The following is a 26,358-nucleotide window of genomic DNA, read 5'->3' as shown; positions in this document are numbered from 1 at the left end:
GCTTCACTGACATGTTGTTAGCATTGTGGTTACATTCTGGATAAGCAGATTCAATCCTACATTTTGCGGAGTCGACCATGTTAAACCAGCTGCAAAGCCTGACTGAGCGCGTTAGAGGAAATAACAAACTGGTGGATCGCTGGCTACATGTACGCAAGCATCTACTCGTGGCTTATTACAATCTGGTCGGTATTAAGCCTGGCAAAGAATCGTTTATGCGACTGAATGAAAAAGCGCTGGATGATTTTTGTCAGGGCCTGGTCGACTATCTGTCCGACGGCCATTTCAATATTTATGAACGCATTATCCGCGAAATGGAAGGGACAACGCCGTATTTAGCGGCCAGCAAGCTCTATCCCCTTCTGGAAGCCAACACCCAGCAGATCATGGATTACTATGATTCCGCGCTCGAGAACGCTATCGACCACGATAACTATCTTGAGTTTCAGCAGGCGCTATCCGACCTCGGTGAAGCGCTGGAAGAGCGATTCACGCTGGAAGATAAGCTGATCGCCCTCGTGCTGGACAACGATTTGAACATCAGTAACGAAGAGAACGTCGCGCGCCCTGCTTGAGTTCTTCACCGTTAACGAGTAATTTACAACCATTCGCCCCTCTCACGAGGGGGATTTTTCTTGTCGGAGTGCCCAGCGCCTGAAAGCGCGGGCTGAGACCGTTAATTCGGGATCCGCGGAACCTGATCAGGCTAATACCTGCGAAGGGAACAAGAGTCACACTGCTGTTGTATCGCCTGAGGGCGATCCTCTCTTGCTTCATCCGTCGTCTGACAAGCCATGTCCTTCACTTTTGGAATGAGCTATGTCTACTGCAAAACTGACCCGCCGCGAACAGCGCGCACAGGCCCAACACTTCATCGACACGCTGGAAGGCACCGCTTTCCCGAACTCGAAACGCATCTACATTTCCGGCTCGCAGGCCGATATCCGCGTCCCAATGCGCGAAATTCAGCTTAGCCCGACGCTTATCGGCGGCAGCAAAGATAACCCGCAGTATGAAGACAACGAAGCCGTGCCGGTATATGACACCTCCGGTCCTTACGGCGATCCTGATGTTGCCATCAACGTCCAGCAGGGTCTGGCTAAGCTGCGCCAGCCGTGGATTGACGCGCGTAGCGACTGCGAAGAGCTGAGCGTCCTGAGTTCTGCGTACACCAAAGAGCGCCTGGCCGACGACGGCCTGGACGAGCTGCGCTTTACCGGCCTGCTGACGCCAAAACGCGCTAAAGCGGGCAAATGCGTGACCCAGCTGCACTACGCGCGCCGGGGCATCGTCACGCCGGAGATGGAGTTCATCGCCATCCGCGAAAACATGGGTCGCGAGCGCATCCGTAGCGAAGTGCTGCGCTATCAGCATCCGGGTGAAGGCTTTGGCGCTCGCCTGCCGGAGAACATCACGCCGGAATTTGTACGTGACGAAGTGGCCGCAGGCCGCGCGATTATCCCTGCCAATATCAACCACCCGGAATCCGAGCCGATGATTATTGGCCGCAACTTCCTGGTGAAGGTCAACGCGAACATCGGTAACTCGGCCGTCACCTCCTCCATCGAAGAAGAGGTGGAGAAGCTGGTCTGGTCCACGCGCTGGGGCGCGGACACGGTAATGGATCTCTCCACTGGACGCTATATTCACGAAACCCGCGAATGGATCCTGCGTAACAGCCCGGTACCGATTGGCACCGTCCCGATTTATCAGGCGCTGGAAAAGGTCAACGGCATTGCCGAAGACCTCACCTGGGAAGCGTTCCGCGACACGCTGCTGGAGCAGGCCGAACAGGGCGTGGACTATTTCACCATTCACGCGGGCGTGCTGCTGCGCTACGTGCCGATGACGGCGAAGCGCCTGACCGGCATCGTCTCGCGCGGCGGTTCCATCATGGCGAAGTGGTGCCTGTCCCATCATCAGGAAAACTTCCTCTACGAACACTTCCGCGAAATTTGCGAAATCTGCGCCGCGTACGATGTCTCTCTGTCGCTGGGCGACGGCCTGCGTCCGGGCTCTATTCGCGACGCGAACGACGAAGCGCAGTTTGCCGAGCTGCACACGCTGGGCGAACTGACCAAAATCGCCTGGGAGTATGACGTGCAGGTGATGATTGAAGGCCCGGGCCACGTGCCGATGCAGATGATCCGCCGCAACATGACCGAGGAGCTGGAGCACTGCCACGAAGCGCCGTTCTATACCCTGGGGCCGTTGACCACCGATATTGCGCCGGGCTATGACCACTTCACGTCCGGAATTGGAGCGGCGATGATCGGCTGGTTCGGCTGCGCCATGCTCTGCTACGTAACGCCGAAAGAGCACCTCGGCCTGCCAAACAAAGAGGACGTGAAGCAGGGGCTGATCACCTACAAAATTGCCGCCCACGCGGCGGATCTGGCCAAAGGCCACCCGGGCGCGCAAATCCGCGATAACGCCATGTCGAAGGCGCGCTTCGAATTCCGCTGGGAAGACCAGTTCAACCTGGCGCTGGACCCGTTCACCGCCCGCGCCTATCACGACGAAACCCTGCCGCAGGAATCAGGCAAAGTCGCGCACTTCTGCTCTATGTGCGGGCCGAAGTTCTGCTCGATGAAAATCAGCCAGGAGGTGCGCGACTACGCCGCCGCGCAGACCATTGAAGTGGGTATGGCGGACATGTCTGAAACCTTCCGTGCCAAAGGCGGCGAAATCTACCTCAAAAAAGAGGAGGCGTAATGTATAAGCCCGATTTCCCGCCCGTCCCTTACCGTTTAGGGCTCTATCCGGTGGTGGACAGCGTGGAGTGGATAGAGCGCCTGCTGGAGACAGGCGTTCGAACGATCCAGCTGCGCATCAAGGATAAACGCGATGACGAGGTGGAAGCCGATGTGGCTGCCGCCATCGCGCTTGGCCGTCGGCATAACGCCCGTCTGTTTATCAACGATTACTGGCGGCTGGCCGTTAAGCACCAGGCGTACGGCGTGCACCTGGGTCAGGAGGACCTGGAAACAACGGATCTGAGCGCTATCCGCGAAGCCGGGTTGCGTCTTGGCGTTTCAACGCACGATGACATGGAGATCGACGTGGCCCTGGCGGCCCGTCCCTCTTACATCGCGCTGGGTCACGTCTTCCCGACGCAAACCAAGCAGATGCCCTCCGCACCGCAGGGGCTGACGCAGCTGGCGAGTCACGTTAAACGCCTTGCAGATTACCCCACCGTCGCCATCGGCGGAATCAGTCTTGAACGCGCCCCGGCGGTGCTGGAGACCGGCGTCGGCAGTATCGCCGTCGTCAGCGCCATCACCCAGGCCGCAGACTGGCGTCTCGCCACCGAACAGCTGTTACAGCTGGCAGGAGCGGGTGATGAACGATCGTGATTTTATGCGCTATAGCCGTCAGATCCTGCTGGAAGATATCGCCATCGACGGACAGCAAAAGCTGCTCGCCAGCCGGGTGCTGATTGTCGGTCTGGGCGGGTTAGGCGCGCCCGCCGCGCTTTATCTGGCAGGCGCAGGTATCGGTACGCTGGTGCTGGCCGACGACGACGAAGTTCACCTCAGCAACCTGCAGCGACAAATTCTCTTTACCACCGAGGATATCAACCAGCCGAAAGCGCAAATCACCCGGCAGCGCCTGAACCAGCTCAACCCGGATATCGCGCTGATTGCCCTGCAGGAACGGCTCAGCGGTGACAACCTCAGCCGTGAGGTCGCCCTTGCCGACGTGGTGCTGGACTGCACCGACAACATGGCGACGCGCCAGGCGATTAACGCCGCCTGCGTGGCAAATAATACGCCGCTTATCACCGCCAGCGCGGTGGGGTTCGGCGGGCAGATGATGGTCCTGACCCCGCCGTGGTCGCAGGGCTGCTATCGCTGCCTGTGGCCGGACGATGCCGAGCCGGCGCGCAACTGCCGTACGGCGGGCATTCTTGGTCCGGTGGTCGGCGTAATGGGCACAATGCAGGCGCTGGAGGCCATCAAGCTGCTCAGCGGCATGGAGACGGAACGCAATACGCTGCGGCTGTTTGATGCCCGCTCCAGCGGCTGGCGCCATCTGGCGTTACACCGCGCCAGCCGCTGCCCGGTATGCGGAGGCCGCGATGCGCATTCTGTTTAACGATGAGCCGATGAAATGCGACGACGGGCTCACCGTTGCGGTACTGCTCGACAAGCTGCGCCAGCTCAAGCCGGGAACGGCGCTGGCGCTCAATCAACAGATCCTGCCGCGCGAGCAGTGGGAACATCAGCAGGTCAATGACGGCGACCAGATCCTGCTGTTTCAGGTTATCGCAGGGGGCTGAGATGTTACGTATTGCCGATAAAGTCTTTGATTCACATCTGTTTACCGGAACCGGAAAATTCGCCTCGCCGCAGCTGATGGTGGATGCCATTCGCGAAAGCGGCAGCCAGCTGGTGACGCTGGCGCTCAAGCGCGTGGATCTGCGCCATCACAGCGATGCCATTCTGGCGCCTTTACTGGAGGCAGGCGTCACGCTGCTGCCCAACACCTCCGGTGCCAAAACGGCCGAAGAGGCGATTTTTGCCGCGCAGCTGGCCCGCGAGGCGCTCGGCACCCGCTGGCTGAAGCTGGAAATTCATCCTGACGCCCGCTGGCTGCTCCCCGACCCCATCGAAACGCTGAAAGCGGCTGAAAAGCTGGTGCAGCAAGGGTTTACCGTCCTGCCTTACTGCGGCGCCGATCCTGTTCTGTGCAAACGGCTGGAAGAGGTCGGCTGCGCCGCCGTCATGCCGCTGGGCGCCCCCATTGGCTCCAATCAGGGGCTTGAAACCCGCGCAATGCTGGAAATCATTATTGAGCAAGCTACCGTGCCGGTGGTGGTTGATGCGGGCATTGGCGTGCCCAGCCATGCCGCGCAGGCGCTGGAGATGGGCGCCGACGCGGTGCTGGTCAACACGGCCATCGCGGTTGCCGACGATCCGGTCATGATGGCGCGTGCGTTCCGCATGGCCGTAGAGGCTGGCCTGCTGGCAAGGGAATCCGGTCCCGGCTCGCGCAGTTTCCAGGCGCAGGCCACCAGCCCGCTGACCGGTTTTCTGGAGGCGATCTCATGAGCACGTTTACCGATCGCTGGCGGCAGCTTAACTGGGACGACATTGCCCTGCGCATTAACAGCAAAACGGCGGCTGACGTGGAGCGCGCGCTGCATGCCCGCCATCTGACCCGCGAGGATCTGATGGCCCTGCTCTCCCCGGCGGCCAGCGCGTACCTCGAACCGATGGCCCAGCGAGCGCAGCGGCTCACCCGCCAGCGTTTTGGCAACACGGTGAGCTTCTACGTGCCGCTCTATCTCTCAAACCTGTGCGCCAATGACTGCACCTACTGCGGTTTTTCCATGAGCAACCGCATCAAACGTAAAACGCTCGATGACGATGAGATCGCCCGCGAGTGCGCGGCCATTCGTGAAATGGGCTTTGAACATCTTCTGCTGGTCACGGGCGAGCATCAGGGAAAAGTGGGAATGGACTATTTCCGTCAGCACCTTCCCGCCATTCGTCGTCAGTTTGCGTCGTTGCAGATGGAAGTGCAGCCCCTGGCGCAGGAGGAGTACGCGGAGCTAAAAACCCTCGGGCTGGACGGGGTCATGGTCTACCAGGAAACCTATCACGAGGCGACGTACGCCCGGCATCACCTGAAGGGCAAGAAACAGGATTTCTTTTTCCGCCTGGAAACGCCGGACAGGCTGGGTCGCGCGGGGATCGACAAAATCGGTCTGGGCGCGCTGATCGGGCTCTCTGACAGCTGGCGGGTGGATTGTTACATGGTGGCGGAACATTTGCTGTGGCTTCAGCAGCACTACTGGCAGAGCCGTTATTCCATCTCCTTCCCGCGCCTGAGACCTTGCGCGGGCGGGATTGAACCGGCTTCGCTGATGGATGAACGCCAGCTGGTGCAGGCCATCTGTGCGTTTCGCCTGCTCGCCCCGGAAGTGGAATTATCGCTCTCAACGCGTGAGTCCCCGGCGTTTCGCGATCGCGTTATCCCGCTGGCGATTAACAACGTCAGCGCGTTTTCCAAAACGCAGCCTGGCGGCTACGCCGACGATCGTCCGGAGCTGGAGCAGTTTGTGCCCCATGACGGGCGACGTCCGGAAGCGGTCGCCGCAGCCCTGACGGCTCAGGGTCTTCAGCCTGTCTGGAAAGACTGGGACAGCTGGCTGGGAAGAGTCTCGCAATGACGCTGAAACGTACTGCAACGCCATAAAAAATTGTCGAGGCGCGACGAAAAGGCAAAACCGGGTGGTTGTCAGCGATCGTCCGGTTTTTTATTGTCACACGGTCAGCAACGGATGCTGACCAGGGCGAAAAGCTTCTTCCTCGTTTCGCCCTGCCTCTGGTTCATTGCACACACGGCCGTCAGCAGGTTGAATAAGTATTTTCTTAATGGTTCTTAAGATAAATCATCCCGCCAGAAATCGTGTGCCGTATAATTCACCGCTAACCGCAGGACAGCGACTATGCTGAGAGGATATCGGCAGACGAAAAGTAATCACCATCAGGAACGATGTACAGCTCATGGCACTTCACAGCAAAAAGCTCTCTTTTACCCGGCCAATTATGCTCAGCTTCGCGGGGATCCTCTGCAGTTTTGCGGTGATCGCGATCGCGGTGACGCTTTCGCAACGAAAGGATTTTCTTGAGGATTATCATAAGATAAACAGCAATTTCACGCACAACCTGGCGGTGAACTACACCGAATCTATCCTGCGTGAAAACGACTATATCCTGGGCCGTTCCGCGATGTACTTTGCCCGCGACGACAGGCTAAACGAGACGCTCAACGTCAACCCGACGCAGGGGCTGCAGATGATGATGCATTTGCAAAACCTGATGCCGACCGTGTCCTCCATCTCGCTGGCGGACACGCAGGGGCATTATCTCCGCGCGCCGGAAGTGCTCCCCACGGAGAAGAGTAAAACCTTCGATCCCCGGACGCGGCCGTGGTTTATCGCTCAGGCCGAAGCCAGTATCTTCAGCCACTATACTCGCCCGTACATGGACTACTTCACCGGCCATCCGACAGTCACACTTTATAAGCCCTTGATTTCTCCCGAAGGCAGACTGAAGGGAACGATCGCGTTTCATCTCGATTTGACGTCAATGGGCTTCACCCTGCGTCAGATGGTGGCGCCCGTCCAGGGAGAATTCTTCGTCGTTGAACGCGACGGCGCCGTTGTGCTTCACCCGGATACAGGCGCGCTCTTCAAACAATACGTGAGCGAAGCGCTGATGGACAAAATGACCAGCGGCGAAGGCCACCTTTACGATAAGAAAAGCAACGCCTGGTACTACTACTACTCGTTTACCAATCCGGACTGGTTTGTCATCTACCGGGTCTCTGGCGAGACGCTCACCGATATCACCCGCCACGAAACGACGATTGTTGGCTGGGGGTTTGCGCTGGCGGCAATCATCATCATCCTCTTCGGCTTATACCTCCGTCACGCCTCGCGTACCGTGCTGATGCACATTATCAATGCCATCAAAACCGGCGACGTCAGCGAAGCGCCGCGCCTGGAAGCAATGCTGAGCCACACTATCCAGTCCAATAAAGAGCGTGAGATGGCCTATGTGCGCCAGGCCACTCACGATGCGCTGACGGGCTGTAAAAACCGCCGCGCGTTCGATAGCGATATCGCGGAGCTGCTGAATGCCCAGCAGCCTTTCGCGCTGGCGCTGGTGGACATCGATAACTTCAAGTCGATTAACGACACGCTGGGCCACCTGACCGGTGATATCGTTCTGCGCAACGTGGCCCGCGAAGGGATCCAGATTATGCAGCCACAACACGTCTCGATTTACCGGTACGGTGGAGAAGAGTTCGCGGTAATCTTCCAGGCTGAGCAGATGACGTCTGCGCTCTCATTGCTGGAAGCCTGGCGTACCGCAGTTGAAAAACGCGTCTGGCGAGAAGAAAACCTGCGGGTTACGTTCAGCGGCGGTCTTGGGGAGTGGCATTTTGAACCGCTGGAGCAATTTGTCGGAAGCGTTGATAGCGCCCTCTACAGCGCCAAACAGCAGGGCAAAAACCGCATCAATCGAACGTCCATCAGCTAATCCTCCCTCTTTCACCCTGCCCGTTTCCACGGGCCGGGTACGCGACAATGCAAAATTGTAACCGGTTTCAGAAAATCGCCGGTTTCTTTGTGATGCCTGACACACAATCGCGGTAAACCGGTTGTTGAAGCGCTCTGCACGGGATAATTATCAATAAACACATGTAGATCGAGGCTGATTATGAAGAACATCGTTTTATGCTGTGCAGCGGGAATGTCAACCAGCATGCTGGTTCAACGTATGAAAGACGCCGCGCAGAAAAAAGGGGTTGAAGTCACCATTAAAGCCGTTCCGGTTGCGGAGTTTAAAGACAACATCGCGACGGCCGACATCGTATTGCTGGGGCCACAGGTTAAATACGAGCAGGCTAAACTTCAGGCGCAGGCCGAGCCGCTGGGTAAAAAGGTCGCGGTGATCGACATGATGGATTACGGCATGATGAAAGGCGATGCCGTCCTGGAAAAAGCGCTCAAACTTCTGGAGTCATAATGGAAGACTTAGAAACCACGATTATGGAACTGCTGGTCAACGCAGGCGCGGCGCGCAGTGCGGCCCTGACGGCGCTACAGATGGCGCGTAAAGGTGAGTTTGACGAAGCAGAAAAAGCGATGGAAGAGTCGCGCGAATATGTGAAGCATGCGCACACGATCCAGACGCAGCTTATCGGTTTTGACGAAGGGACCGGGAAGCTTCCGGTTAACCTGATCACCGTCCACTCTCAGGATCACCTGATGAACGCGATGGTCATTCAGGATCTGGCGGGCGATATGATTGAGCTTTATCGTCGGATCCCGTTGGTGAACTGATAACCTACAGATGTAAAAAAACCCGCCGAGGCGGGTTTTTTATTGTCGGGTGGCACTGAGCTTACCCGACCTACGAGGCACATGCCCGGTAATGCTCATCACCGGGCATCAACGATTACTCGTTGTCGGAACCGCCCAGACCTGCGTTCAGCAGTTCTGCCAGGCTCGCGGATGCATCTTCAGCAGTTACCTGCGGTGCAGCTGGCAGTTCGCCCGCAGCACGACGACGCATACGATCCTGGTGGTACGCATAACCGGTACCCGCCGGGATCAGACGACCCACGATGACGTTCTCTTTCAGACCGCGCAGTTCATCACGTTTACCTGCAACAGCGGCTTCGGTCAGGACACGAGTCGTTTCCTGGAACGATGCTGCAGAGATGAAGGACTCGGTTGCCAGAGACGCTTTGGTGATACCCAGCAGATCGCGCGAGAAGGTCGCACCGATTTTGCCGTTCGCTTCCAGTTCGCGGTTAGCGATCTTGACGCGTGAGTATTCAACCTGCTCGCCTTCCAGGAACTCGGAGCTGCCTGCGTTTTCGATGGTTGCTTTACGCAGCATCTGACGAACGATAACTTCGATGTGCTTATCGTTAATCTTAACGCCCTGCAGACGGTAAACGTCCTGTACTTCGTTGGTGATGTAACGCGTTACCGCGTGTACGCCACGAAGACGCAGAATGTCGTGCGGAGCTTCTGGACCATCGGAAACCACATCACCACGTTCTACACGTTCACCTTCGAACACGTTGAGCTGACGCCACTTAGGAATCATCTCTTCGTACGGTTCGCTGCCATCTACTGGAGTGATAACCAGACGGCGTTTCCCTTTGGTCTCTTTACCGAAGGAGATGATACCGCTGATTTCAGCCAGGATTGCAGGCTCTTTCGGACGACGTGCTTCGAACAGGTCCGCAACGCGTGGCAGACCACCGGTGATATCCTTGGTACCGCTGGATTCCTGTGGAATACGTGCCAGAGCATCACCCGCACCGATCTGAATGCCATCTTCCAGCTGAACGATCGCTTTACCCGGCAGGAAGTACTGCGCAGGCATGTCGGTACCAGGGATCAGAACGTCGTTACCCTGAGCATCAACGATTTTCAGTGCAGGACGCAGATCTTTACCACCGGTAGTACGTTCAGCAGAATCCAGAACCACCAGAGAAGACAGACCGGTCAGCTCGTCGGTCTGACGAGTAATGGTCTGGCCGTCGATCATGTCAGTGAAGCGGATGAAACCACTTACTTCGGTGATAACCGGCATGGTGTGTGGATCCCAGTTTGCAACGGTTTCACCGCCAGCAACCTGCTCGCCATCACCTTTCGCCATAACCGCACCGTAAGGCACTTTATAGCTCTCTTTGGTACGACCGAATTCGTCGATCAGCTTCAGCTCGGTGTTACGAGAGGTCACAACCAGCTTGCCAGCGGAGTTAACAACAGACTTCGCGTTGCTGAGCTTGATGCTACCTTTGTTTTTCACCTGGATGCTGGATTCAGCAGCCGCACGTGATGCCGCACCACCGATGTGGAACGTACGCATCGTCAGCTGTGTACCCGGCTCACCGATGGACTGTGCCGCGATAACGCCGATTGCTTCACCTTTGTTGATGATGTGGCCACGCGCCAGGTCACGACCGTAGCAGTGCGCACATACACCAAAGTCGGTGTCACAGGATACAACGGAACGTACTTTCACGGAGTCAACAGAGTTCGCTTCCAGCAGGTCACACCAGTGCTCGTGCAGCAGCGTGTTGCGTGGAACCAGAATGTCTGCAGTACCCGGCTTCAGAATGTCTTCCGCGGTTACACGACCCAGAACGCGATCGCGCAGTGGCTCTTTAACATCACCACCCTCGATAACCGGGGTCATGGTGATACCTTCGAGGGTGCCACAATCGTCTTCGGTCACAACCAGATCCTGAGCAACGTCAACCAGACGACGCGTAAGATAACCGGAGTTCGCTGTTTTCAGTGCGGTATCCGCCAGACCCTTACGAGCACCGTGGGTGGAGATGAAGTACTGGAGTACGTTCAGACCTTCACGGAAGTTCGCGGTGATTGGCGTTTCGATGATGGAGCCATCTGGCTTCGCCATCAGACCACGCATACCTGCCAGCTGACGAATCTGTGCTGCGGAACCACGCGCACCGGAGTCGGCCATCATGTAGATGCTGTTGAAGGAAACCTGCTGCTCTTCTACGCCGTCACGGTTAATCACGGTTTCGGTCTGCAGGTTATCCATCATCGCTTTGGATACACGATCGTTCGCCGCTGCCCAGATATCGATAACTTTGTTATAGCGTTCGCCCGCGGTTACCAGACCAGACTGGAACTGCTCCTGGATCTCAGCAACTTCGGCTTCCGCTTCAGAGATGATCTCGTGTTTCTTCTCTGGGATGACCATGTCATCGATACCAACAGATGCACCTGAACGCGCTGCATAAGCAAAGCCGGTATACATTGTCTGGTCAGCGAAGATAACGGTCGGCTTCAGACCCAGAATGCGGTAACAGGTGTTCAGCATTTTGGAGATCGCTTTCTTGCCCAGCGCCTGGTTGACGATGGAGAAAGGCAGACCTTTCGGTACGATCATCCACAGAATGGCACGGCCAACGGTCGTGTCTTTCAGGCTGGTTTTCGCAACGAATTCGCCGTTTTCATCTTTTTCATATTCGGTGATACGCACTTTAACGCGCGCATGCAGAGAGGCCAGGCCAGCGCGATAAATACGCTCAGCTTCTTTCGGGCCAGTCAGCACCATGCCTTCGCCTTTGGCGTTAACACAGTCACGGGTCATGTAGTACAGACCCAATACAACGTCCTGAGAAGGAACGATGATAGGTTCACCGTTCGCTGGGGACAGGATGTTGTTGGTAGACATCATCAGCGCACGCGCTTCGAGCTGGGCTTCCAGCGTCAGCGGTACGTGAACAGCCATCTGGTCACCATCGAAGTCGGCGTTATATGCCGCACAAACCAGCGGGTGCAGCTGGATAGCTTTACCTTCGATCAGGACTGGCTCAAATGCCTGGATACCCAAACGGTGCAGAGTTGGTGCACGGTTCAGCAGTACCGGGTGTTCGCGGATAACTTCGTCCAGGATATCCCAAACGACAGCTTCTTCACGCTCAACCATTTTCTTAGCGGCTTTGATGGTGGTGGCCAGGCCACGCAGTTCCAGCTTGCCGTAGATGAACGGTTTGAACAGCTCCAGTGCCATTTTCTTCGGCAGACCGCACTGATGCAGACGCAGGTATGGACCTACGGTGATTACAGAACGACCGGAGTAGTCAACACGCTTACCGAGCAGGTTCTGACGGAAACGACCCTGTTTACCTTTGATCATGTCGGCCAAAGATTTCAGAGGACGTTTGTTAGAACCGGTGATCGCACGACCGCGACGGCCGTTATCCAGCAGGGCGTCAACCGCTTCCTGCAGCATACGTTTTTCGTTGCGTACGATGATGTCCGGCGCAGCCAGATCCAGCAGACGTTTCAGACGGTTGTTACGGTTGATAACGCGACGATACAGATCGTTCAGATCGGACGTTGCGAAACGACCACCATCCAGCGGAACCAGTGGACGCAGATCTGGCGGCAGAACCGGCAGAACGGTCAGGATCATCCACTCTGGTTTGTTACCAGACTGAACGAACGCTTCCAGCAGTTTGATACGCTTGGTCAGCTTTTTACGTTTGGTTTCGGAGTTGGTTTCGTTCAGCTCTTCACGCAGCTGCTCGCACTCTTGCTCCAGATCCATGCTCTTCAGCAGGGCCTGAATAGCTTCCGCACCCATCTTCGCGTCGAATTCGTCACCGAACTCTTCCAGCGCGTCCAGATACTGCTCTTCAGTCAGGATCTGATGACGTTCCAGGTTCGTCATCCCGCCTTCGATAACCACATAAGATTCGAAGTACAGAACGCGTTCGATATCGCGCAGCGGCATATCCAGCAGCAGACCGATACGGGACGGCAGAGATTTCAGGAACCAGATGTGAGCGGTCGGAGACGCCAGCTCGATGTGGCCCATGCGCTCACGACGCACTTTGGTCTGGGTCACTTCAACGCCGCACTTCTCACAGATCACACCACGGTGTTTCAGGCGCTTGTACTTACCGCACAGGCACTCGTAATCTTTTACTGGCCCGAAAATACGCGCACAGAAAAGGCCGTCACGCTCAGGTTTGAACGTACGGTAGTTGATGGTTTCCGGCTTTTTAACTTCACCGAATGACCATGAACGGATCATGTCTGGCGAAGCCAGAGCAATTTTGATCGCATCAAACTCTTCGGTTTTAGTCTGCGCTTTCAGAAACTTTAATAAATCTTTCACGGATTTGCTCCCGTCGGAGTTAGCACAATCTGGTGCCGGGGGTTAACCCGGCACCAGTGACCTGTTTGAGCGAGAATTACTCGTCTTCCAGTTCGATGTTGATACCCAGCGAACGAATCTCTTTCAACAGTACGTTGAAGGATTCTGGCATGCCCGGCTCCATCTGATGGTTGCCGTCCACGATGTTTTTATACATCTTGGTACGACCGTTCACGTCATCAGACTTAACGGTGAGCATTTCCTGCAGGGTGTATGCCGCGCCGTATGCTTCCAGCGCCCACACTTCCATCTCCCCGAAGCGCTGACCACCGAACTGCGCCTTACCACCCAGCGGCTGCTGAGTAACCAGGCTGTAAGAACCGGTAGAACGAGCGTGCATCTTGTCGTCGACCAGGTGGTTCAGTTTCAGCATGTACATGTAACCTACGGTTACCGGACGCTCGAACTGTTCACCGGTACGGCCGTCAAACAGCGTAATCTGACCAGACGTTGGCAGACCACCCAGTTGCAGCAGCTCTTTAATTTCAGCTTCTTTCGCGCCGTCGAAGACCGGCGTTGCGATTGGCATACCTTTTTTCAGGTTCTCAGCCAGGCGCAGCACTTCTTCATCGCTGAAGGTATTCAGGTCGACTTTCTGACGCACGTCGGTACCCAGATCGTAGGCACGCTGGATGAATTCACGCAGTTTCGCGACTTCTTCCTGCTGCTTCAGCATGGCGTTAATCTTGTCGCCAATACCTTTCGCAGCCATACCCAGGTGAGTTTCCAGGATCTGACCGATGTTCATACGAGACGGTACGCCCAGTGGGTTCAGTACGATATCTACCGGCGTACCGTTAGCATCGTGCGGCATATCTTCGATCGGATTGATCTTAGAGATAACACCCTTGTTACCGTGACGACCTGCCATCTTATCACCAGGCTGGATCTGACGTTTAACGGCCAGATACACCTTAACAATCTTCAGCACGCCTGGTGCCAGATCGTCGCCCTGAGTGATTTTGCGGCGTTTCGCTTCGAGTTTTTTCTCGAACTCGTGTTTCAGTTCGTCATACTGCTCAGCCAGCTGTTCCAGCTGATTTTGTTTCTCTTCGTCGGTCAGGCCCAGTTCCAGCCAGCGATCGCGTGGCAGTTTGTCGAGCTTCTCAGCTTCAACGCCACCGGCAACCAGCACCGCATAGATACGGCTGAACAGACCCGCTTCGAGGATCTGCAGTTCTTCAGACAGGTCTTTCTTAGCCTGTTTGAGCTGCATCTCTTCGATTTCCAGCGCACGCTTATCTTTCTCAACGCCATCACGGGTGAAGACCTGAACGTCGATAACCGTACCGGAAACACCGTTTGGTACGCGCAGAGAAGAGTCTTTAACGTCAGACGCTTTCTCACCGAAGATTGCACGCAGCAGTTTCTCTTCTGGCGTCAGCTGGGTTTCACCTTTCGGCGTAACCTTACCAACCAGAATGTCGCCGCCGGTCACTTCCGCACCGATGTAAACGATACCGGATTCATCCAGTTTGGAGAGCGCAGCTTCACCCACGTTAGGGATGTCAGCGGTGATCTCTTCTGGCCCCAGCTTGGTGTCACGGGACACACATGCCAGTTCCTGAATGTGGATGGTGGTGAAACGATCTTCCTGAACCACACGCTCGGAGACGAGGATGGAGTCTTCGAAGTTGTAACCGTTCCACGGCATGAACGCTACGCGCATGTTCTGACCGAGCGCCAGTTCACCGAGGTCGGTGGACGGACCGTCTGCCAGCACGTCGCCGCGCTCAACTGGCTCACCCAGAGATACGCAAGGCATCTGGTTGATACAGGTGTTCTGGTTAGAACGGGTGTATTTGGTCAGGTTATAAATATCGATACCAGCTTCGCCCGGATACATCTCGTCTTCGTTAACTTTGATAACGATACGGGATGCATCGACGTACTGAACAGTACCGCCACGTTTAGCAACTGCAGTAACACCGGAGTCAACGGCAACAGCACGTTCCATACCGGTACCAACCAGCGGCTTATCAGCGCGCAGAGTTGGAACGGCCTGACGTTGCATGTTCGCACCCATCAATGCACGGTTGGCGTCATCGTGTTCCAGGAACGGGATCAGGGACGCACCGACGGATACCACCTGCTGGGTGGATACGTCCATGTAGTCAACCTGGTCGCGACTGAACAAGCTGGATTCGCCTTTGCTACGGCAGGTAACCAGATCTTCTACAAAGTGGCCTTCGTCATCCAGGTTGGAGTTCGCCTGAGCGATAACGTAGTTGCCTTCTTCGATAGCAGACAGGTAGTGAATTTCGTCGGTTACAACACCGTCGGTCACTTTACGGTACGGGGTCTCGAGGAAACCGTATTCGTTAGTCTGTGCGTACACGGACAGGGAGTTGATCAGACCGATGTTTGGACCTTCAGGCGTTTCGATTGGACATACGCGACCGTAGTGCGTCGGGTGTACGTCTCGAACTTCAAAGCCTGCGCGTTCACGGGTCAGACCGCCTGGGCCGAGTGCAGAGATACGACGTTTGTGCGTAATCTCAGACAGCGGGTTGTTCTGGTCCATGAACTGAGACAGCTGGCTGGAACCGAAGAACTCTTTCACTGCTGCAGAAATCGGCTTGGCGTTGATCATATCCTGAGGCATCAGGGTATCCAGATCGCCCAGAGACAGACGCTCTTTCACCGCACGCTCTACACGTACCAGGCCAACGCGGAATTGGTTTTCCGCCATTTCGCCTACGGAACGGATACGACGGTTGCCGAGGTGGTCGATATCGTCCACTTCGCCTTTACCGTTACGGATATCGATGAGCTTCTTCATCACTTCGATGATGTCGTCTTTGCTCAGGATACCGGAACCTTCGATTTCGTCGCGCAGCAGAGAACGGTTGAACTTCATACGACCAACCGCGGACAGATCGTAGCGGTCTTCGGAGAAGAACAGGTTCTCGAACAGGCTTTCCGCCGCTTCGCGAGTTGGTGGCTCACCAGGACGCATCATGCGGTAGATTTCTACCAGCGCGCTCAGACGATCGGTGGTTGGGTCGACGCGAATAGTTTCAGAAATATACGCGCCGTGGTCCAGATCGTTGGTGAACAGCGTTTCGATACGTTTGTGACCAGACTGGCTCAGCTTAGCCAGCAGATCCAGGCTCAGCTCCATGTTCGCTGGGCAGATCAGCTCACCCGTTGACTCATCAACGTAATCTTTCGCGGCTACTTTTCCTGCAATGTACTCAACCGGAACTTCGATGAGTTTGATATCATCTTTTTCCAGCTGGCGGATGTGGCGCGCGGTGATACGGCGACCTTTTTCCACATACACTTTGCCGTCGGCTTCGATGTCGAACGACGCGGTCTCGCCACGCAGACGTTCCGGCACCAGCTCCATCTGCAGCTTGTTGTCGCGGATTTCAAAGATCACTTTCTCAAAGAACAGGTCCAGGATCTGTTCAGTGGTGTATTGCAGCGCACGCAGAATGATGGTTGCAGGCAGCTTACGACGACGGTCGATACGGACAAACAGGTTGTCTTTCGGATCGAACTCAAAGTCCAGCCATGAACCACGGTAAGGAATGATGCGTGCGTTATACAGTACTTTACCGGAAGAGTGTGTTTTACCTTTATCGCTGTCGAAGAAGACGCCCGGGCTACGATGCAGCTGGGAAACGATAACACGCTCAGTACCGTTGATAACGAAAGTACCGTTGTCTGTCATGAGTGGAATTTCACCCATGTAGACTTCTTGTTCTTTAATGTCTTTTACGGTGCCTTCCGGCGCTTCGCGCTCGTAGATCACCAGACGCAGTTTTACGCGCAGCGGTGCGGAATAGGTCACGCCACGGATCTGACATTCCTGAACGTCAAACACCGGTTCGCCAAGGCGGTAGCTGACGTACTGCAGCTCGGAGTTACCGCTGTAGCTCTGAATCGGGAACACGGAGCGGAAGGCTGCTTCCAGACCGTACTGCCCTTCAGGATCTTGCTCGATAAACTTCTGGAACGAGTCAAGCTGGATAGAAAGGAGATATGGAATGTCCAGAACTTGTGGACGTTTACCAAAATCCTTACGAATACGTTTTTTCTCGGTATAGGAGTAAACCATAGGGTTCCTCAGCTCGCTGACAAGTCGACCCATCTGTCCGACGAAGGGACAGTTTGTGCAACACCATTTTGTGGACCGGAAAATTGAATACTTTCCGCAATACCTGTTGCTATCACGCTTAAATCATTTCGTCGCGATTTACACAGAGCGAGCACCCTGTCGCAATATATTAAGTCGTCGATAGAAACATGCATTGTCAGGACAATCAGCAGTCAAACAGTGTGAAATGCTACTGATGCCTTACAGCGCAAAAAGGCTGGTGACTAAAAAGTCACCAGCCATCAGCCTAATTACTCAGGCTGCAACCAGAAAAGTTGGCTTATTTAACTTCAACTTCAGCGCCAGCTTCTTCCAGAGATTTTTTCAGTGCTTCTGCGTCGTCTTTGCTCACGCCTTCTTTCAGCGCAGCTGGAGCAGATTCTACCAGGTCTTTAGCTTCTTTCAGACCCAGGCCAGTTGCGCCACGTACTGCTTTGATAACAGCAACTTTGTTAGCGCCAGCAGCTTTCAGAATTACGTCGAATTCAGTTTTTTCTTCAGCAGCTTCAGCCGGGCCCGCAGCTACAGCTACAGCAGCAGCAGCAGAAACACCGAATTTTTCTTCCATTGCAGAAATCAGTTCTACAACGTCCATTACGGACATAGCTGCAACTGCTTCAATGATTTGATCTTTAGTGATAGACATTTAAATTGTTCCTGAAAATCAGAATAAGTTTATACGTAAGCAAATGCTTTATAAAGATAACTGCGATTAAGCAGCTTCTTTCGCATCGCGAACAGCAGCCAGAGTGCGAACCAGTTTGCCAGCCGAAGCTTCTTTCATGGTTGCCATCAGGCGTGCAATTGCTTCTTCGTAGGTCGGCAGGGTTGCCAGGCGATCGATTTGCGATGCCGGGATCAACTCACCTTCAAAGGCTGCAGCTTTGACCTCAAATTTTGCATTCGCTTTCGCGAACTCTTTGAACAGACGAGCAGCAGCGCCCGGGTGTTCCATAGAGTATGCAATCAGGGTCGGACCAACAAACGTGTCTTTCAGGCACTCGAACTGAGTACCTTCAACTACGCGACGCAGCAGGGTGTTACGAACAACACGCATGTATACGCCAGCTTCACGACCTGCTTTACGCAGTTCAGTCATTTTGTCTACAGTAACGCCACGGGAATCCGCAACTACTGCAGACAGCGCGCCTTTGGCTACTTCGCTGACTTCAGCAACAATCGCTTGTTTGTCTTGAAGATTTAAAGCCATTAGCTTTGCTCCTGGATGTTTGCCGGAACTCATGTTCCGGAACTCACTTCACTCTCCCAAACGGAAAGAGCGTCTTAATACGGTGAGCAGAAACAAGCCAGAGTATCCAAAAATAATCTTAGCGTTCTGTCACCGTCTACGCAGGGGATTAAGTCTCTTGCGAAACACCTGCGGTCTTCGACGGAGGCCTGGATTAGGCCAGGCTCCAACGAACAAATCTTTTAGCCGCTAACTTTCGTTAGCAAACGTGGGGGTAAGATTGTAGACAAAATCACCGCCCACGTAAAGGCATTAGTTTGCAGCAGCGCTCAGGCCAGCCTGGTCAACTGCAACACCTGCACCCATGGTGGTGGAGATGCTAACTTTCTTGATGTACACGCCTTTCGCCTGAGTTGGCTTTGCTTTTTTCAGCGCAACCAGCAGAGCTTCCAGGTTTTCTTTCAGTTTGTCAGCGTCAAAGTCCACTTTACCGATGGTGGTGTGGATGATGCCGTTTTTGTCGTTACGATAACGAACCTGACCTGCTTTAGCGTTCTTAACCGCTTCAGCAACGTTAGGAGTTACAGTACCGACTTTCGGGTTAGGCATCAGGCCGCGTGGACCCAGAACCTGGCCCAGCTGGCCAACAACGCGCATTGCATCTGGAGAAGCAATAACAACGTCAAAGTTCATTTCGCCTTTCTTGATCTGATCAGCCAGATCTTCCATACCTACCAGTTCAGCGCCGGCAGCTTTAGCAGCTTCAGCGTTTGCACCCTGAGCAAATACAGCTACGCGAACGGAACGGCCAGTACCGTGTGGCAGTACAGTTGCGCCACGAACGTTCTGATCGGATTTACGCGCGTCGATGCCGAGGTTAACGGCAACGTCAACGCTTTCAACGAACTTAGCAGTTGCCAGTTCTTTCAGCAGAGCGATAGCTTCGTTGATGTCGTACTGTTTGGTCGCATCAACTTTGTCACGGATCACGGACATGCGCTTGGTCAGTTTAGCCATTTCTTAGTCCTCCACTACCAGGCCCATGGAACGTGCAGTACCTTCGATTGAGCGAGTCATCGCTTCAATGTCGGCACCAGTCATGTCGGCAGCTTTGGTCTGCGCGATTTCCTGCAGCTGAGCGCGGGAAATTTTACCCACTTTGTCTTTGTTCGGTTTACCGGAACCAGACTTGATACCAGCCGCTTTCTTCAGCAGAACAGCTGCTGGAGGGGTTTTGGTAACGAAAGTGAAAGAACGGTCAGCGTAAACAGTGATTACGACTGGGATTGGCAGACCTTTTTCCAGGGATTCGGTTTTGGCGTTGAACGCTTTACAGAATTCCATGATGTTCACACCCTGCTGACCCAGAGCTGGACCAACTGGTGGACTTGGGTTCGCCATACCAGCTGCAACCTGCAGCTTGACGTAGGCTTGTACTTTCTTAGCCATTGTAAAATCCTCTGATTGGGTGATAGCGCCTCAGGGAGGCTCCCCGTGAATAAAATTCGTTTTACGGGCCGGGCCCATAAAAACAAAAGGCGCGAAATTGTATTCCAATCTCGCGCCCTGTGCAACGATTAAATCGCCGCTTTTTTGATCGCTGCTTAGGCTTTTTCGACCTGCGCAAAGTCCAGTTCTACCGGGGTCGCACGACCGAAGATAGAAACAGAAACTTTCAGGCGGGACTTCTCGTAGTCCACTTCTTCAACCACACCGTTAAAGTCAGCAAACGGACCGTCGCTAACACGAACCATTTCACCCGGTTCAAACAGCGTTTTCGGACGCGGCTTATCACCCACCTGCTGCAGGCGGTTCATAATCGCATCAACTTCTTTGTCGCTGATTGGCGCCGGACGGTCAGACGTGCCGCCGATAAAGCCCATCACGCGCGGTACGCTGCGCACCAGGTGCCAGCTCGCGTCGTTCATCACCATCTGAACCAGCACGTAACCCGGGAAGAATTTACGCTCGCTTTTGCGACGTTGGCCGCCACGGATCTCAACCACTTCTTCGGTCGGAACCATAACTTCGCCAAATAACTCTTCCATGTTGTGTAATTTGATATGCTCACGCAGCGACGTTGCTACGCGGCCTTCAAAACCGGAAAACGCCTGAACGACGTACCAACGCTTTTTAGGGGCTTCAGACATCTTAGAACCTCAGGCCAGTAATAAAGGAAACCAGGCGAACCAGAATACCATCCAGTCCCCACAGGATCAGTGACATTACCGCAGTCACTGCAGCCACGATCAGCGTGGTGTGCAATGTTTCCTGGCGAGTCGGCCAAATGACCTTGCGGACTTCGGTACGTGCTTCGCGAGCGAAAGCAACGGTTGCTTTACCCTTAGTCGTCAACAGCGCGACACCGCCCGCTGCAGCAATCAGAATCACCACTGCCAGCGCGCGGAGCGGCAGCATCATGTCACGATAAAGATAGTTGCCAACGATTGCCACAATCAGCAGCACGGCAACAGCGACCCACTTCATCGCTTCCAGGCCGCGCCCGCTCCCTTGAGCTTCGGTATTCGCACTCATAAACCAACCTGTCAGAAGAATTCTACAAATAATTTCACCCCGCGATTGCGAGGCGAGCCAAATCGAAACGCTAATCCCTTTATGGATTATACGCTCTCTGCAGAGCCTGTCTCAGCAATGATTATGACAAAAATAATCACTGATGAGCCAGGTTCTGATGTGAAAGCGTGCAAAAAGGGCATCAAATGATGCCCTTTTCATGCGCATTGCGTCAAATGTTATCAGCGATTAGCCGAGAACTTTAGCAACCACGCCCGCGCCAACGGTACGGCCACCTTCACGGATTGCGAAACGCAGACCGTCGTCCATCGCGATTGGGTGGATCAGAGTCACAACCATCTTGATGTTGTCGCCTGGCATTACCATCTCAACGCCTTCTGGCAGTTCGATGGTACCGGTCACGTCAGTTGTACGGAAGTAGAACTGTGGACGGTAGCCTTTGAAGAACGGAGTATGACGGCCGCCTTCGTCTTTGGACAGGATGTACACTTCAGATTCGAACTTGGTGTGTGGCTTGATTGAGCCTGGCTTCGCCAGAACCTGACCACGTTCGATTTCTTCACGTTTGATACCACGCAGCAGAACACCAACGTTCTCACCAGCACGGCCTTCGTCCAGCAGTTTGCGGAACATTTCAACGCCAGTACAGGTAGACTTCGCAGTCTCTTTGATACCAACGATTTCAACTTCTTCGCCAACTTTGATGATACCGCGCTCTACACGACCGGTAACAACGGTACCACGACCGGAGATGGAGAATACGTCTTCGATTGGCAGCAGGAATGGCTTGTCAATCGCACGCTCTGGTTCTGGGATGTAAGAATCCAGGAAGCCAGCCAGTTCGATGATTTTCGCTTCCCACTCTGCGTCGCCTTCCAGCGCTTTCAGAGCAGAACCACGAACGATTGGGGTATCGTCGCCCGGGAAATCGTACTGAGACAGCAGTTCACGAACTTCCATCTCTACCAGTTCCAGCAGCTCTTCGTCATCAACCATGTCGCATTTGTTCAGGAACACGATGATGAAAGGAACGCCTACCTGACGACCCAGCAGGATGTGCTCACGAGTCTGAGGCATTGGGCCGTCAGTCGCAGCAACAACCAGGATCGCGCCGTCCATCTGCGCAGCACCGGTGATCATGTTTTTAACATAGTCGGCGTGGCCTGGGCAGTCTACGTGTGCGTAGTGGCGAGTCGGGGTGTCGTACTCAACGTGAGAGGTGTTGATGGTGATACCACGAGCTTTTTCTTCTGGTGCGTTATCGATCTGGTCGAATGCACGAGCAGAACCACCGTAGGTTTTTGCCAGAACGGTAGTGATTGCAGCGGTCAGCGTTGTTTTACCATGGTCAACGTGGCCGATAGTACCGACGTTAACGTGCGGTTTTGTACGTTCAAACTTTTCTTTAGACATCGATTGTCCCTCTAAGACACGGATAAATCGGTGATATCACCACATCAACCAGGCGAAATGCCTGAATTGTTGAATACAGTAAAATTGAAACAGAGAGAAACGGGAAGGAGAAGTGAAGTGGTGCTGATACCCAGAGTCGAACTGGGGACCTCACCCTTACCAAGGGTGCGCTCTACCAACTGAGCCATATCAGCACGTATTGGAGCGGGCAGCGGGAATCGAACCCGCATCATCAGCTTGGAAGGCTGAGGTAATAGCCATTATACGATGCCCGCATCCTGAAACTCGGCTACCCAGTTCTTTCTGTAACAAAAAAAGAGATTTCTCTCTTTTTCAGTTTGAGCTGGCTAATTTTTCCAACCAGCTCCGGCGGCATTTACGCTGCCAGAAAGTGGTGGTGGGGGAAGGATTCGAACCTTCGAAGTCTGTGACGGCAGATTTACAGTCTGCTCCCTTTGGCCGCTCGGGAACCCCACCGGACTTGATGGTGCCGACTACCGGAATCGAACTGGTGACCTACTGATTACAAGTCAGTTGCTCTACCTACTGAGCTAAGTCGGCATCAAGTAGCGCGCATTCTATGGATACCTGCGCGGTCATGCAACTAAAAATTTGCATAAAACGTTCTTTCGCTCACATTTTATGCGAACAGCGTATCGGACGCTGTAAAAGTAGTCATTTGAGGTTAAATATTCAACATATCATCGTGATTTGCACCGTATTCACCGTAGCGTGACGGCTTCCGCGTTACGCAGCGCTTTCCATCTTTTTTCTTATTATTCCCGTCATCTGGTGTTAACCTCCTGCCCATTGTCCAAAATTAACTGTGTGATGAGCCATAATCCGGCAGTGTGATGCTGGCTCACTGAAGCATGCTTATGAGCAAAAAAGAGCAAACGTTAATGACGCCTTATCTTCACTTTAACCGCAGCCAGTGGGCTGCCCTGCGTGATTCCGTCCCTATGACGCTGACGGAAGGTGAAATCGCACGGTTAAAAGGGATAAACGAAGATCTGTCCCTGGAAGAGGTGGCAGAAATTTATCTCCCCCTCTCTCGCTTGCTTAACTTCTATATCAGCTCGAACCTGCGCCGTCAGGCCGTGCTGGAGCAGTTTCTCGGGACGAACGGTCAACGCATTCCTTATATCATTAGTATCGCAGGCAGCGTGGCCGTGGGTAAAAGTACCACCGCGCGCGTACTGCAGGCGCTGTTAAGCCGCTGGCCGGAACACCGCAGCGTGGAGCTGATCACCACCGACGGCTTCCTGCACCCGAACGAGGTGTTAAAAGAACGTGGGCTAATGAAGAAGAAAGGTTTCCCGCTTTCTTATGATATGCACCGTCTGGTGAAATTTGTCTCTGACCTGAAATCCGGCGTGCCGCACGTGACTGCGCCAGTCTATTCGCACCTGATCTACGATCGCATCCCGGGTGGGGATAAAACCGTGGTCCAGCCGGACATCCTGATTCTGGAAGGTCTGAACGTGCTGCAAAGCGGGATGGACTATCCTCACGACCCGCATCACGTATTCGTCTCGGACTTCGTCGATTTCTCTATTTATGTCGATGCGCCGGAAGACCTGCTGCAAAACTGGTACATCAACCGCTTCCTGAAGTTCCGCGAGGGGGCGTTCACTGATCCGGATTCCTATTTCCACCACTATGCCCAGCTTTCTGAAGAAGAAGCGATCAACGTGGCCACAGGGCTGTGGAATGAGATCAACTACGTGAACCTCAAAGAGAACATCCTGCCGACGCGCGAGCGTGCAAGCCTGATCCTCACCAAGAGCGAGAAGCACGCCGTCGACCAGATTCGCCTGCGGAAATAATCAAGCAGACATAAAAAAAACCGGCTTAGCGCCGGTTTTTTTCGTTATGCCTGTGGCTTCTCGCCATTTTCATCCTGATCGACCGCGAAGCAGGCAACCAGCTGGCCGCCATAATCCTTCAGCTGCGGCTGGAGCTGGGTGCACGGACCGAAGCGGCGACTGCAGCGGGCGTTGAATGCACATCCCGGAGGCGGATTCAGCGGGCTTGGTAGTTCACCCGTCAGCTTAATACGCTCACGACGATCGTCCGGGTTCAGACGCGGCGTCGCAGACAGCAGCGCCTGGGTATACGGGTGACGAGGGTTATTAAAGATCTGGTCTTTAGTCCCCTTCTCCACGCAGCGCCCCAGGTACATCACCATCACTTCATCGGCAATATGCTCAACCACCGACAGGTCGTGGGAGATGAACACGTAAGAGAGCCCCAGCTCCTGCTGGAGATCCATCATCAGGTTCAGCACCTGCGCACGCACGGATACGTCGAGCGCGGAGACCGGCTCATCGGCAATCACCACGTCCGGATCGAGCATTAGCCCGCGGGCGATCGCAATACGCTGACGCTGGCCGCCGGAGAACATGTGCGGATAGCGATCGTAATGCTCGGTTTTGAGGCCGACCTTCGCCATCATCGCCAGCGCTTTTTCACGGCGCTGCTCTTTGCTCAGATTACTGTTGATGAGCAGCGGCTCTTCCAGAATCTGCCCGACTTTTTTACGCGGGTTTAAAGAACCGTACGGGTTCTGGAACACAATCTGGATTTTCTGGCGACGCAGCTTCTGCGCCTGCGGATCGTGCTTGAGCAGATCCTGCCCCTGATAATAGAGCTCCCCGCCGGTCGGCACTTCAATCATCGTCAGCAGACGGCCCAGCGTGGATTTGCCGCAGCCTGACTCCCCCACCACCGCCAGCGTTTTACCGCGTTCGAGGTTAAAGGAGACGCCGTCCAGCGCTTTCACCAGGCGTTCAGGGGCAAACAGCCCCTTCTTCACCGGGTAGTATTTTTTCAGATCGATGGCCTGCAACAACGGTTGTTGCGTGGTGGCCTGTTGCGTACTCATAGTGTTGGCCTCCCGGCATCATCGAGTGGGTAGTGGCATTTCGACTGACGGCCGTCAGCAAGCTGGTTCAGCTCAGGCTCTTCTGCCCGGCATTTGTCCGTTGCATACGGGCAGCGCGGATTGAGCAGACAGCCCTGCGGACGGTCATATTTACCTGGTACCACACCCGGCAGCGATGCCAGACGCGCTTTGTCCTGAGCAAACTCCGGCAGCGCGCGTAAAAGCGCCTGGGTATACGGATGACGCGGCGCGCGGAAAATATCGTGTGAATTCCCGGTCTCGACCACCTGGCCGGCATACATTACGATGATTTTGTGCGCGGCTTCGGCCACCAGCGCCAAATCGTGCGTAATCAGCACCAGCGCCATATTCTCTTTCTGCTGCAGCTCCAGCAGCAGTTCGATGATTTGCGCCTGGATGGTCACATCCAGCGCCGTCGTCGGTTCATCCGCAATCAGCAGTTTTGGTCGACAGGCAATCGCCATCGCGATCATCACGCGCTGGCTCATCCCACCGGAGAGCTGGTGCGGGTAAACGTCCAGACGTGATGCCGGGTCAGGAATACCCACCTGGTTCAGCAGGTCGATCGCGCGCTGACGACGGGTTTTCTTATTCCCGCCCTGATGCACCTTAATCGCTTCCATAATCTGGAAACCAACGGTATAGCAAGGGTTCAGGCTGGTCATGGGATCCTGAAAAATCATCGCCACTTCAGCGCCCACCAGCTGGCGGCGCTGTTTTTCAGAAATGCGCTTCAGATCCTGACCGTTGAACTGCAGGTTTTCCGCCATCACGCGGCCCGGGTAATCAATCAGCCCCATGATCGCCAGTGAGCTCACTGACTTACCGGAACCGGACTCCCCGACAATGCCAACCACTTCGCCCTGATTTACGCTGTAGCTGATGCGGTCCACGGCGCGAAACGGGGTGCCTTCGTCGCCGAAGTGCACCGATAATTTATCTACATTTAATAACGCCATCTCGTGCC

At 54.7% G+C, this 26,358-nt stretch carries 22 protein-coding genes, 4 tRNA genes and 1 riboswitch; of the genes, 11 read left to right on the top strand and 15 right to left on the bottom strand.

Annotated elements, in window-relative coordinates; genetic code table 11:
• Nucleotides 1-77: 77 nt before the first annotated feature.
• The 10 genes from FOY96_RS01035 (at nucleotide 78) to FOY96_RS00990 (ending at nucleotide 8,863) form a co-directional block, all read left to right on the top strand.
• The gene (locus tag FOY96_RS01035; protein WP_023309976.1) at nucleotides 78-575 is read left to right on the top strand and encodes an Rsd/AlgQ family anti-sigma factor; all 498 of its coding nucleotides are present in this window, start codon (nucleotides 78-80) and stop codon (nucleotides 573-575) included.
• A 54-nt stretch (nucleotides 576-629) separates the two neighbouring features.
• A riboswitch (TPP riboswitch) is annotated at nucleotides 630-741 on the top strand.
• Nucleotides 742-819: 78 nt separating this feature from the next.
• Complete coding sequence (thiC, locus tag FOY96_RS01030) at nucleotides 820-2,715, top strand: phosphomethylpyrimidine synthase ThiC (protein ID WP_143346384.1); 1,896 nt, start codon at nucleotides 820-822, stop codon at nucleotides 2,713-2,715.
• Entirely contained in the window at nucleotides 2,715-3,356 is a 642-nt protein-coding gene (gene thiE, locus FOY96_RS01025; protein WP_045889037.1) for a thiamine phosphate synthase, read from the top strand. The genes thiC and thiE overlap by 1 nt, the downstream gene beginning before the upstream one ends.
• On the top strand, nucleotides 3,343-4,098 hold the full coding sequence (gene thiF / locus FOY96_RS01020; protein ID WP_045889036.1) for a thiazole biosynthesis adenylyltransferase ThiF: 756 nt from the start codon (nucleotides 3,343-3,345) through the stop codon (nucleotides 4,096-4,098). Before thiE ends, thiF begins: the two co-directional genes overlap by 14 nt.
• The gene (gene thiS / locus FOY96_RS01015) at nucleotides 4,082-4,282 is read left to right on the top strand and encodes a sulfur carrier protein ThiS (RefSeq protein ID WP_039262358.1); all 201 of its coding nucleotides are present in this window, start codon (nucleotides 4,082-4,084) and stop codon (nucleotides 4,280-4,282) included. The genes thiF and thiS overlap by 17 nt, the downstream gene beginning before the upstream one ends.
• A 1-nt stretch (nucleotide 4,283) precedes the next feature.
• Nucleotides 4,284-5,054 (top strand): thiazole synthase, encoded by a 771-nt coding sequence (thiG, locus tag FOY96_RS01010; RefSeq protein WP_023334103.1) that lies wholly within the window; start codon nucleotides 4,284-4,286, stop codon nucleotides 5,052-5,054.
• Nucleotides 5,051-6,178 carry a 2-iminoacetate synthase ThiH gene (gene thiH / locus FOY96_RS01005; RefSeq protein WP_143346383.1) on the top strand — a complete coding sequence of 376 codons (1,128 nt, stop codon included), beginning with the start codon at nucleotides 5,051-5,053 and terminating at the stop codon, nucleotides 6,176-6,178. Before thiG ends, thiH begins: the two co-directional genes overlap by 4 nt.
• A gap of 337 nt (nucleotides 6,179-6,515) precedes the next feature.
• Nucleotides 6,516-8,057, top strand: coding sequence for a sensor domain-containing diguanylate cyclase (locus tag FOY96_RS01000; protein WP_143346382.1), 1,542 nt, complete (start codon nucleotides 6,516-6,518; stop codon nucleotides 8,055-8,057).
• Nucleotides 8,058-8,237: 180 nt separating this feature from the next.
• Nucleotides 8,238-8,546 carry a PTS sugar transporter subunit IIB gene (locus FOY96_RS00995; protein ID WP_023334100.1) on the top strand — a complete coding sequence of 103 codons (309 nt, stop codon included), beginning with the start codon at nucleotides 8,238-8,240 and terminating at the stop codon, nucleotides 8,544-8,546.
• Nucleotides 8,546-8,863 carry a PTS lactose/cellobiose transporter subunit IIA gene (locus tag FOY96_RS00990; RefSeq protein WP_033146992.1) on the top strand — a complete coding sequence of 106 codons (318 nt, stop codon included), beginning with the start codon at nucleotides 8,546-8,548 and terminating at the stop codon, nucleotides 8,861-8,863. Before FOY96_RS00995 ends, FOY96_RS00990 begins: the two co-directional genes overlap by 1 nt.
• 115 nt (nucleotides 8,864-8,978) lie before the next feature.
• On the opposite strand, the gene rpoC is transcribed toward FOY96_RS00990, so the two are convergent.
• From rpoC to FOY96_RS00925, 13 genes are all read right to left on the bottom strand, one after another.
• Nucleotides 8,979-13,202: a DNA-directed RNA polymerase subunit beta' gene (gene rpoC / locus FOY96_RS00985; RefSeq protein ID WP_023309968.1), complete on the bottom strand. Its 4,224-nt coding sequence runs from the start codon at nucleotides 13,200-13,202 to the stop codon at nucleotides 8,979-8,981.
• A 76-nt stretch (nucleotides 13,203-13,278) separates the two neighbouring features.
• Nucleotides 13,279-17,307 (bottom strand): DNA-directed RNA polymerase subunit beta, encoded by a 4,029-nt coding sequence (rpoB, locus tag FOY96_RS00980; protein WP_023334099.1) that lies wholly within the window; start codon nucleotides 17,305-17,307, stop codon nucleotides 13,279-13,281.
• 319 nt (nucleotides 17,308-17,626) lie between these two features.
• On the bottom strand, nucleotides 17,627-17,992 hold the full coding sequence (gene rplL, locus FOY96_RS00975) for a 50S ribosomal protein L7/L12 (protein WP_006176746.1): 366 nt from the start codon (nucleotides 17,990-17,992) through the stop codon (nucleotides 17,627-17,629).
• A 66-nt stretch (nucleotides 17,993-18,058) separates the two neighbouring features.
• Nucleotides 18,059-18,556, bottom strand: coding sequence for a 50S ribosomal protein L10 (gene rplJ, locus FOY96_RS00970; RefSeq protein ID WP_001207203.1), 498 nt, complete (start codon nucleotides 18,554-18,556; stop codon nucleotides 18,059-18,061).
• Nucleotides 18,557-18,847: 291 nt separating this feature from the next.
• Nucleotides 18,848-19,552 (bottom strand): 50S ribosomal protein L1, encoded by a 705-nt coding sequence (gene rplA, locus FOY96_RS00965; RefSeq protein ID WP_006810530.1) that lies wholly within the window; start codon nucleotides 19,550-19,552, stop codon nucleotides 18,848-18,850.
• Between the two features lie 3 nt (nucleotides 19,553-19,555).
• Complete coding sequence (rplK, locus tag FOY96_RS00960; protein WP_008503452.1) at nucleotides 19,556-19,984, bottom strand: 50S ribosomal protein L11; 429 nt, start codon at nucleotides 19,982-19,984, stop codon at nucleotides 19,556-19,558.
• 155 nt (nucleotides 19,985-20,139) lie between these two features.
• Entirely contained in the window at nucleotides 20,140-20,685 is a 546-nt protein-coding gene (nusG, locus tag FOY96_RS00955) for a transcription termination/antitermination protein NusG (RefSeq protein ID WP_002438628.1), read from the bottom strand.
• A gap of 1 nt (nucleotide 20,686) precedes the next feature.
• A complete protein-coding gene (gene secE, locus FOY96_RS00950) occupies nucleotides 20,687-21,070 on the bottom strand; it encodes a preprotein translocase subunit SecE (protein WP_014068449.1) in 384 nt (127 codons plus the stop codon).
• A gap of 228 nt (nucleotides 21,071-21,298) precedes the next feature.
• A complete protein-coding gene (tuf, locus tag FOY96_RS00945; RefSeq protein WP_023309456.1) occupies nucleotides 21,299-22,483 on the bottom strand; it encodes an elongation factor Tu in 1,185 nt (394 codons plus the stop codon).
• A gap of 118 nt (nucleotides 22,484-22,601) precedes the next feature.
• Nucleotides 22,602-22,677 (bottom strand) — tRNA-Thr (locus FOY96_RS00940).
• A 6-nt stretch (nucleotides 22,678-22,683) separates the two neighbouring features.
• Nucleotides 22,684-22,758: transfer RNA gene (locus FOY96_RS00935), tRNA-Gly, on the bottom strand.
• Between the two features lie 117 nt (nucleotides 22,759-22,875).
• Nucleotides 22,876-22,960, bottom strand: a tRNA-Tyr gene (locus FOY96_RS00930).
• A gap of 8 nt (nucleotides 22,961-22,968) precedes the next feature.
• Nucleotides 22,969-23,044: transfer RNA gene (locus FOY96_RS00925), tRNA-Thr, on the bottom strand.
• Nucleotides 23,045-23,361: 317 nt separating this feature from the next.
• Between FOY96_RS00925 and coaA the strand changes: the two genes are divergently transcribed.
• The gene (gene coaA / locus FOY96_RS00920; protein WP_021242480.1) at nucleotides 23,362-24,312 is read left to right on the top strand and encodes a type I pantothenate kinase; all 951 of its coding nucleotides are present in this window, start codon (nucleotides 23,362-23,364) and stop codon (nucleotides 24,310-24,312) included.
• 44 nt (nucleotides 24,313-24,356) lie between these two features.
• Here the strand turns inward: coaA and dppF are convergent, their stop codons facing one another.
• Nucleotides 24,357-25,370 (bottom strand): dipeptide ABC transporter ATP-binding subunit DppF, encoded by a 1,014-nt coding sequence (gene dppF, locus FOY96_RS00915; RefSeq protein ID WP_023309965.1) that lies wholly within the window; start codon nucleotides 25,368-25,370, stop codon nucleotides 24,357-24,359.
• The gene (dppD, locus tag FOY96_RS00910; RefSeq protein WP_008502772.1) at nucleotides 25,367-26,350 is read right to left on the bottom strand and encodes a dipeptide ABC transporter ATP-binding protein; all 984 of its coding nucleotides are present in this window, start codon (nucleotides 26,348-26,350) and stop codon (nucleotides 25,367-25,369) included. Before dppD ends, dppF begins: the two co-directional genes overlap by 4 nt.
• Between the last annotated feature and the right edge of the window lie 8 nt (nucleotides 26,351-26,358).

The sequence above is a fragment of the Enterobacter asburiae genome, from assembly GCF_007035645.1.
Classification (GTDB): domain Bacteria; phylum Pseudomonadota; class Gammaproteobacteria; order Enterobacterales; family Enterobacteriaceae; genus Enterobacter; species Enterobacter asburiae_B.
The sequence above is the reverse complement of the archived record's forward strand: the minus strand, read 5'-3'. Positions and strand labels throughout refer to the sequence as shown.

Coding starts and splice junctions, on each gene's coding strand:
- FOY96_RS01035 (WP_023309976.1), top strand. CDS start 78: ATGTTAAACCAGCTGCAAAGCCTGACTGAGCGCGTTAGAGGAAATAAC.
- thiC (WP_143346384.1), top strand. CDS start 820: ATGTCTACTGCAAAACTGACCCGCCGCGAACAGCGCGCACAGGCCCAA.
- thiE (WP_045889037.1), top strand. CDS start 2,715: ATGTATAAGCCCGATTTCCCGCCCGTCCCTTACCGTTTAGGGCTCTAT.
- thiF (WP_045889036.1), top strand. CDS start 3,343: ATGAACGATCGTGATTTTATGCGCTATAGCCGTCAGATCCTGCTGGAA.
- thiS (WP_039262358.1), top strand. CDS start 4,082: ATGCGCATTCTGTTTAACGATGAGCCGATGAAATGCGACGACGGGCTC.
- thiG (WP_023334103.1), top strand. CDS start 4,284: ATGTTACGTATTGCCGATAAAGTCTTTGATTCACATCTGTTTACCGGA.
- thiH (WP_143346383.1), top strand. CDS start 5,051: ATGAGCACGTTTACCGATCGCTGGCGGCAGCTTAACTGGGACGACATT.
- FOY96_RS01000 (WP_143346382.1), top strand. CDS start 6,516: ATGGCACTTCACAGCAAAAAGCTCTCTTTTACCCGGCCAATTATGCTC.
- FOY96_RS00995 (WP_023334100.1), top strand. CDS start 8,238: ATGAAGAACATCGTTTTATGCTGTGCAGCGGGAATGTCAACCAGCATG.
- FOY96_RS00990 (WP_033146992.1), top strand. CDS start 8,546: ATGGAAGACTTAGAAACCACGATTATGGAACTGCTGGTCAACGCAGGC.
- rpoB (WP_023334099.1), bottom strand. CDS start 17,307: ATGGTTTACTCCTATACCGAGAAAAAACGTATTCGTAAGGATTTTGGT.
- rplL (WP_006176746.1), bottom strand. CDS start 17,992: ATGTCTATCACTAAAGATCAAATCATTGAAGCAGTTGCAGCTATGTCC.
- rplJ (WP_001207203.1), bottom strand. CDS start 18,556: ATGGCTTTAAATCTTCAAGACAAACAAGCGATTGTTGCTGAAGTCAGC.
- rplA (WP_006810530.1), bottom strand. CDS start 19,552: ATGGCTAAACTGACCAAGCGCATGTCCGTGATCCGTGACAAAGTTGAT.
- rplK (WP_008503452.1), bottom strand. CDS start 19,984: ATGGCTAAGAAAGTACAAGCCTACGTCAAGCTGCAGGTTGCAGCTGGT.
- nusG (WP_002438628.1), bottom strand. CDS start 20,685: ATGTCTGAAGCCCCTAAAAAGCGTTGGTACGTCGTTCAGGCGTTTTCC.
- secE (WP_014068449.1), bottom strand. CDS start 21,070: ATGAGTGCGAATACCGAAGCTCAAGGGAGCGGGCGCGGCCTGGAAGCG.
- tuf (WP_023309456.1), bottom strand. CDS start 22,483: ATGTCTAAAGAAAAGTTTGAACGTACAAAACCGCACGTTAACGTCGGT.
- coaA (WP_021242480.1), top strand. CDS start 23,362: ATGAGCAAAAAAGAGCAAACGTTAATGACGCCTTATCTTCACTTTAAC.
- dppF (WP_023309965.1), bottom strand. CDS start 25,370: ATGAGTACGCAACAGGCCACCACGCAACAACCGTTGTTGCAGGCCATC.
- dppD (WP_008502772.1), bottom strand. CDS start 26,350: ATGGCGTTATTAAATGTAGATAAATTATCGGTGCACTTCGGCGACGAA.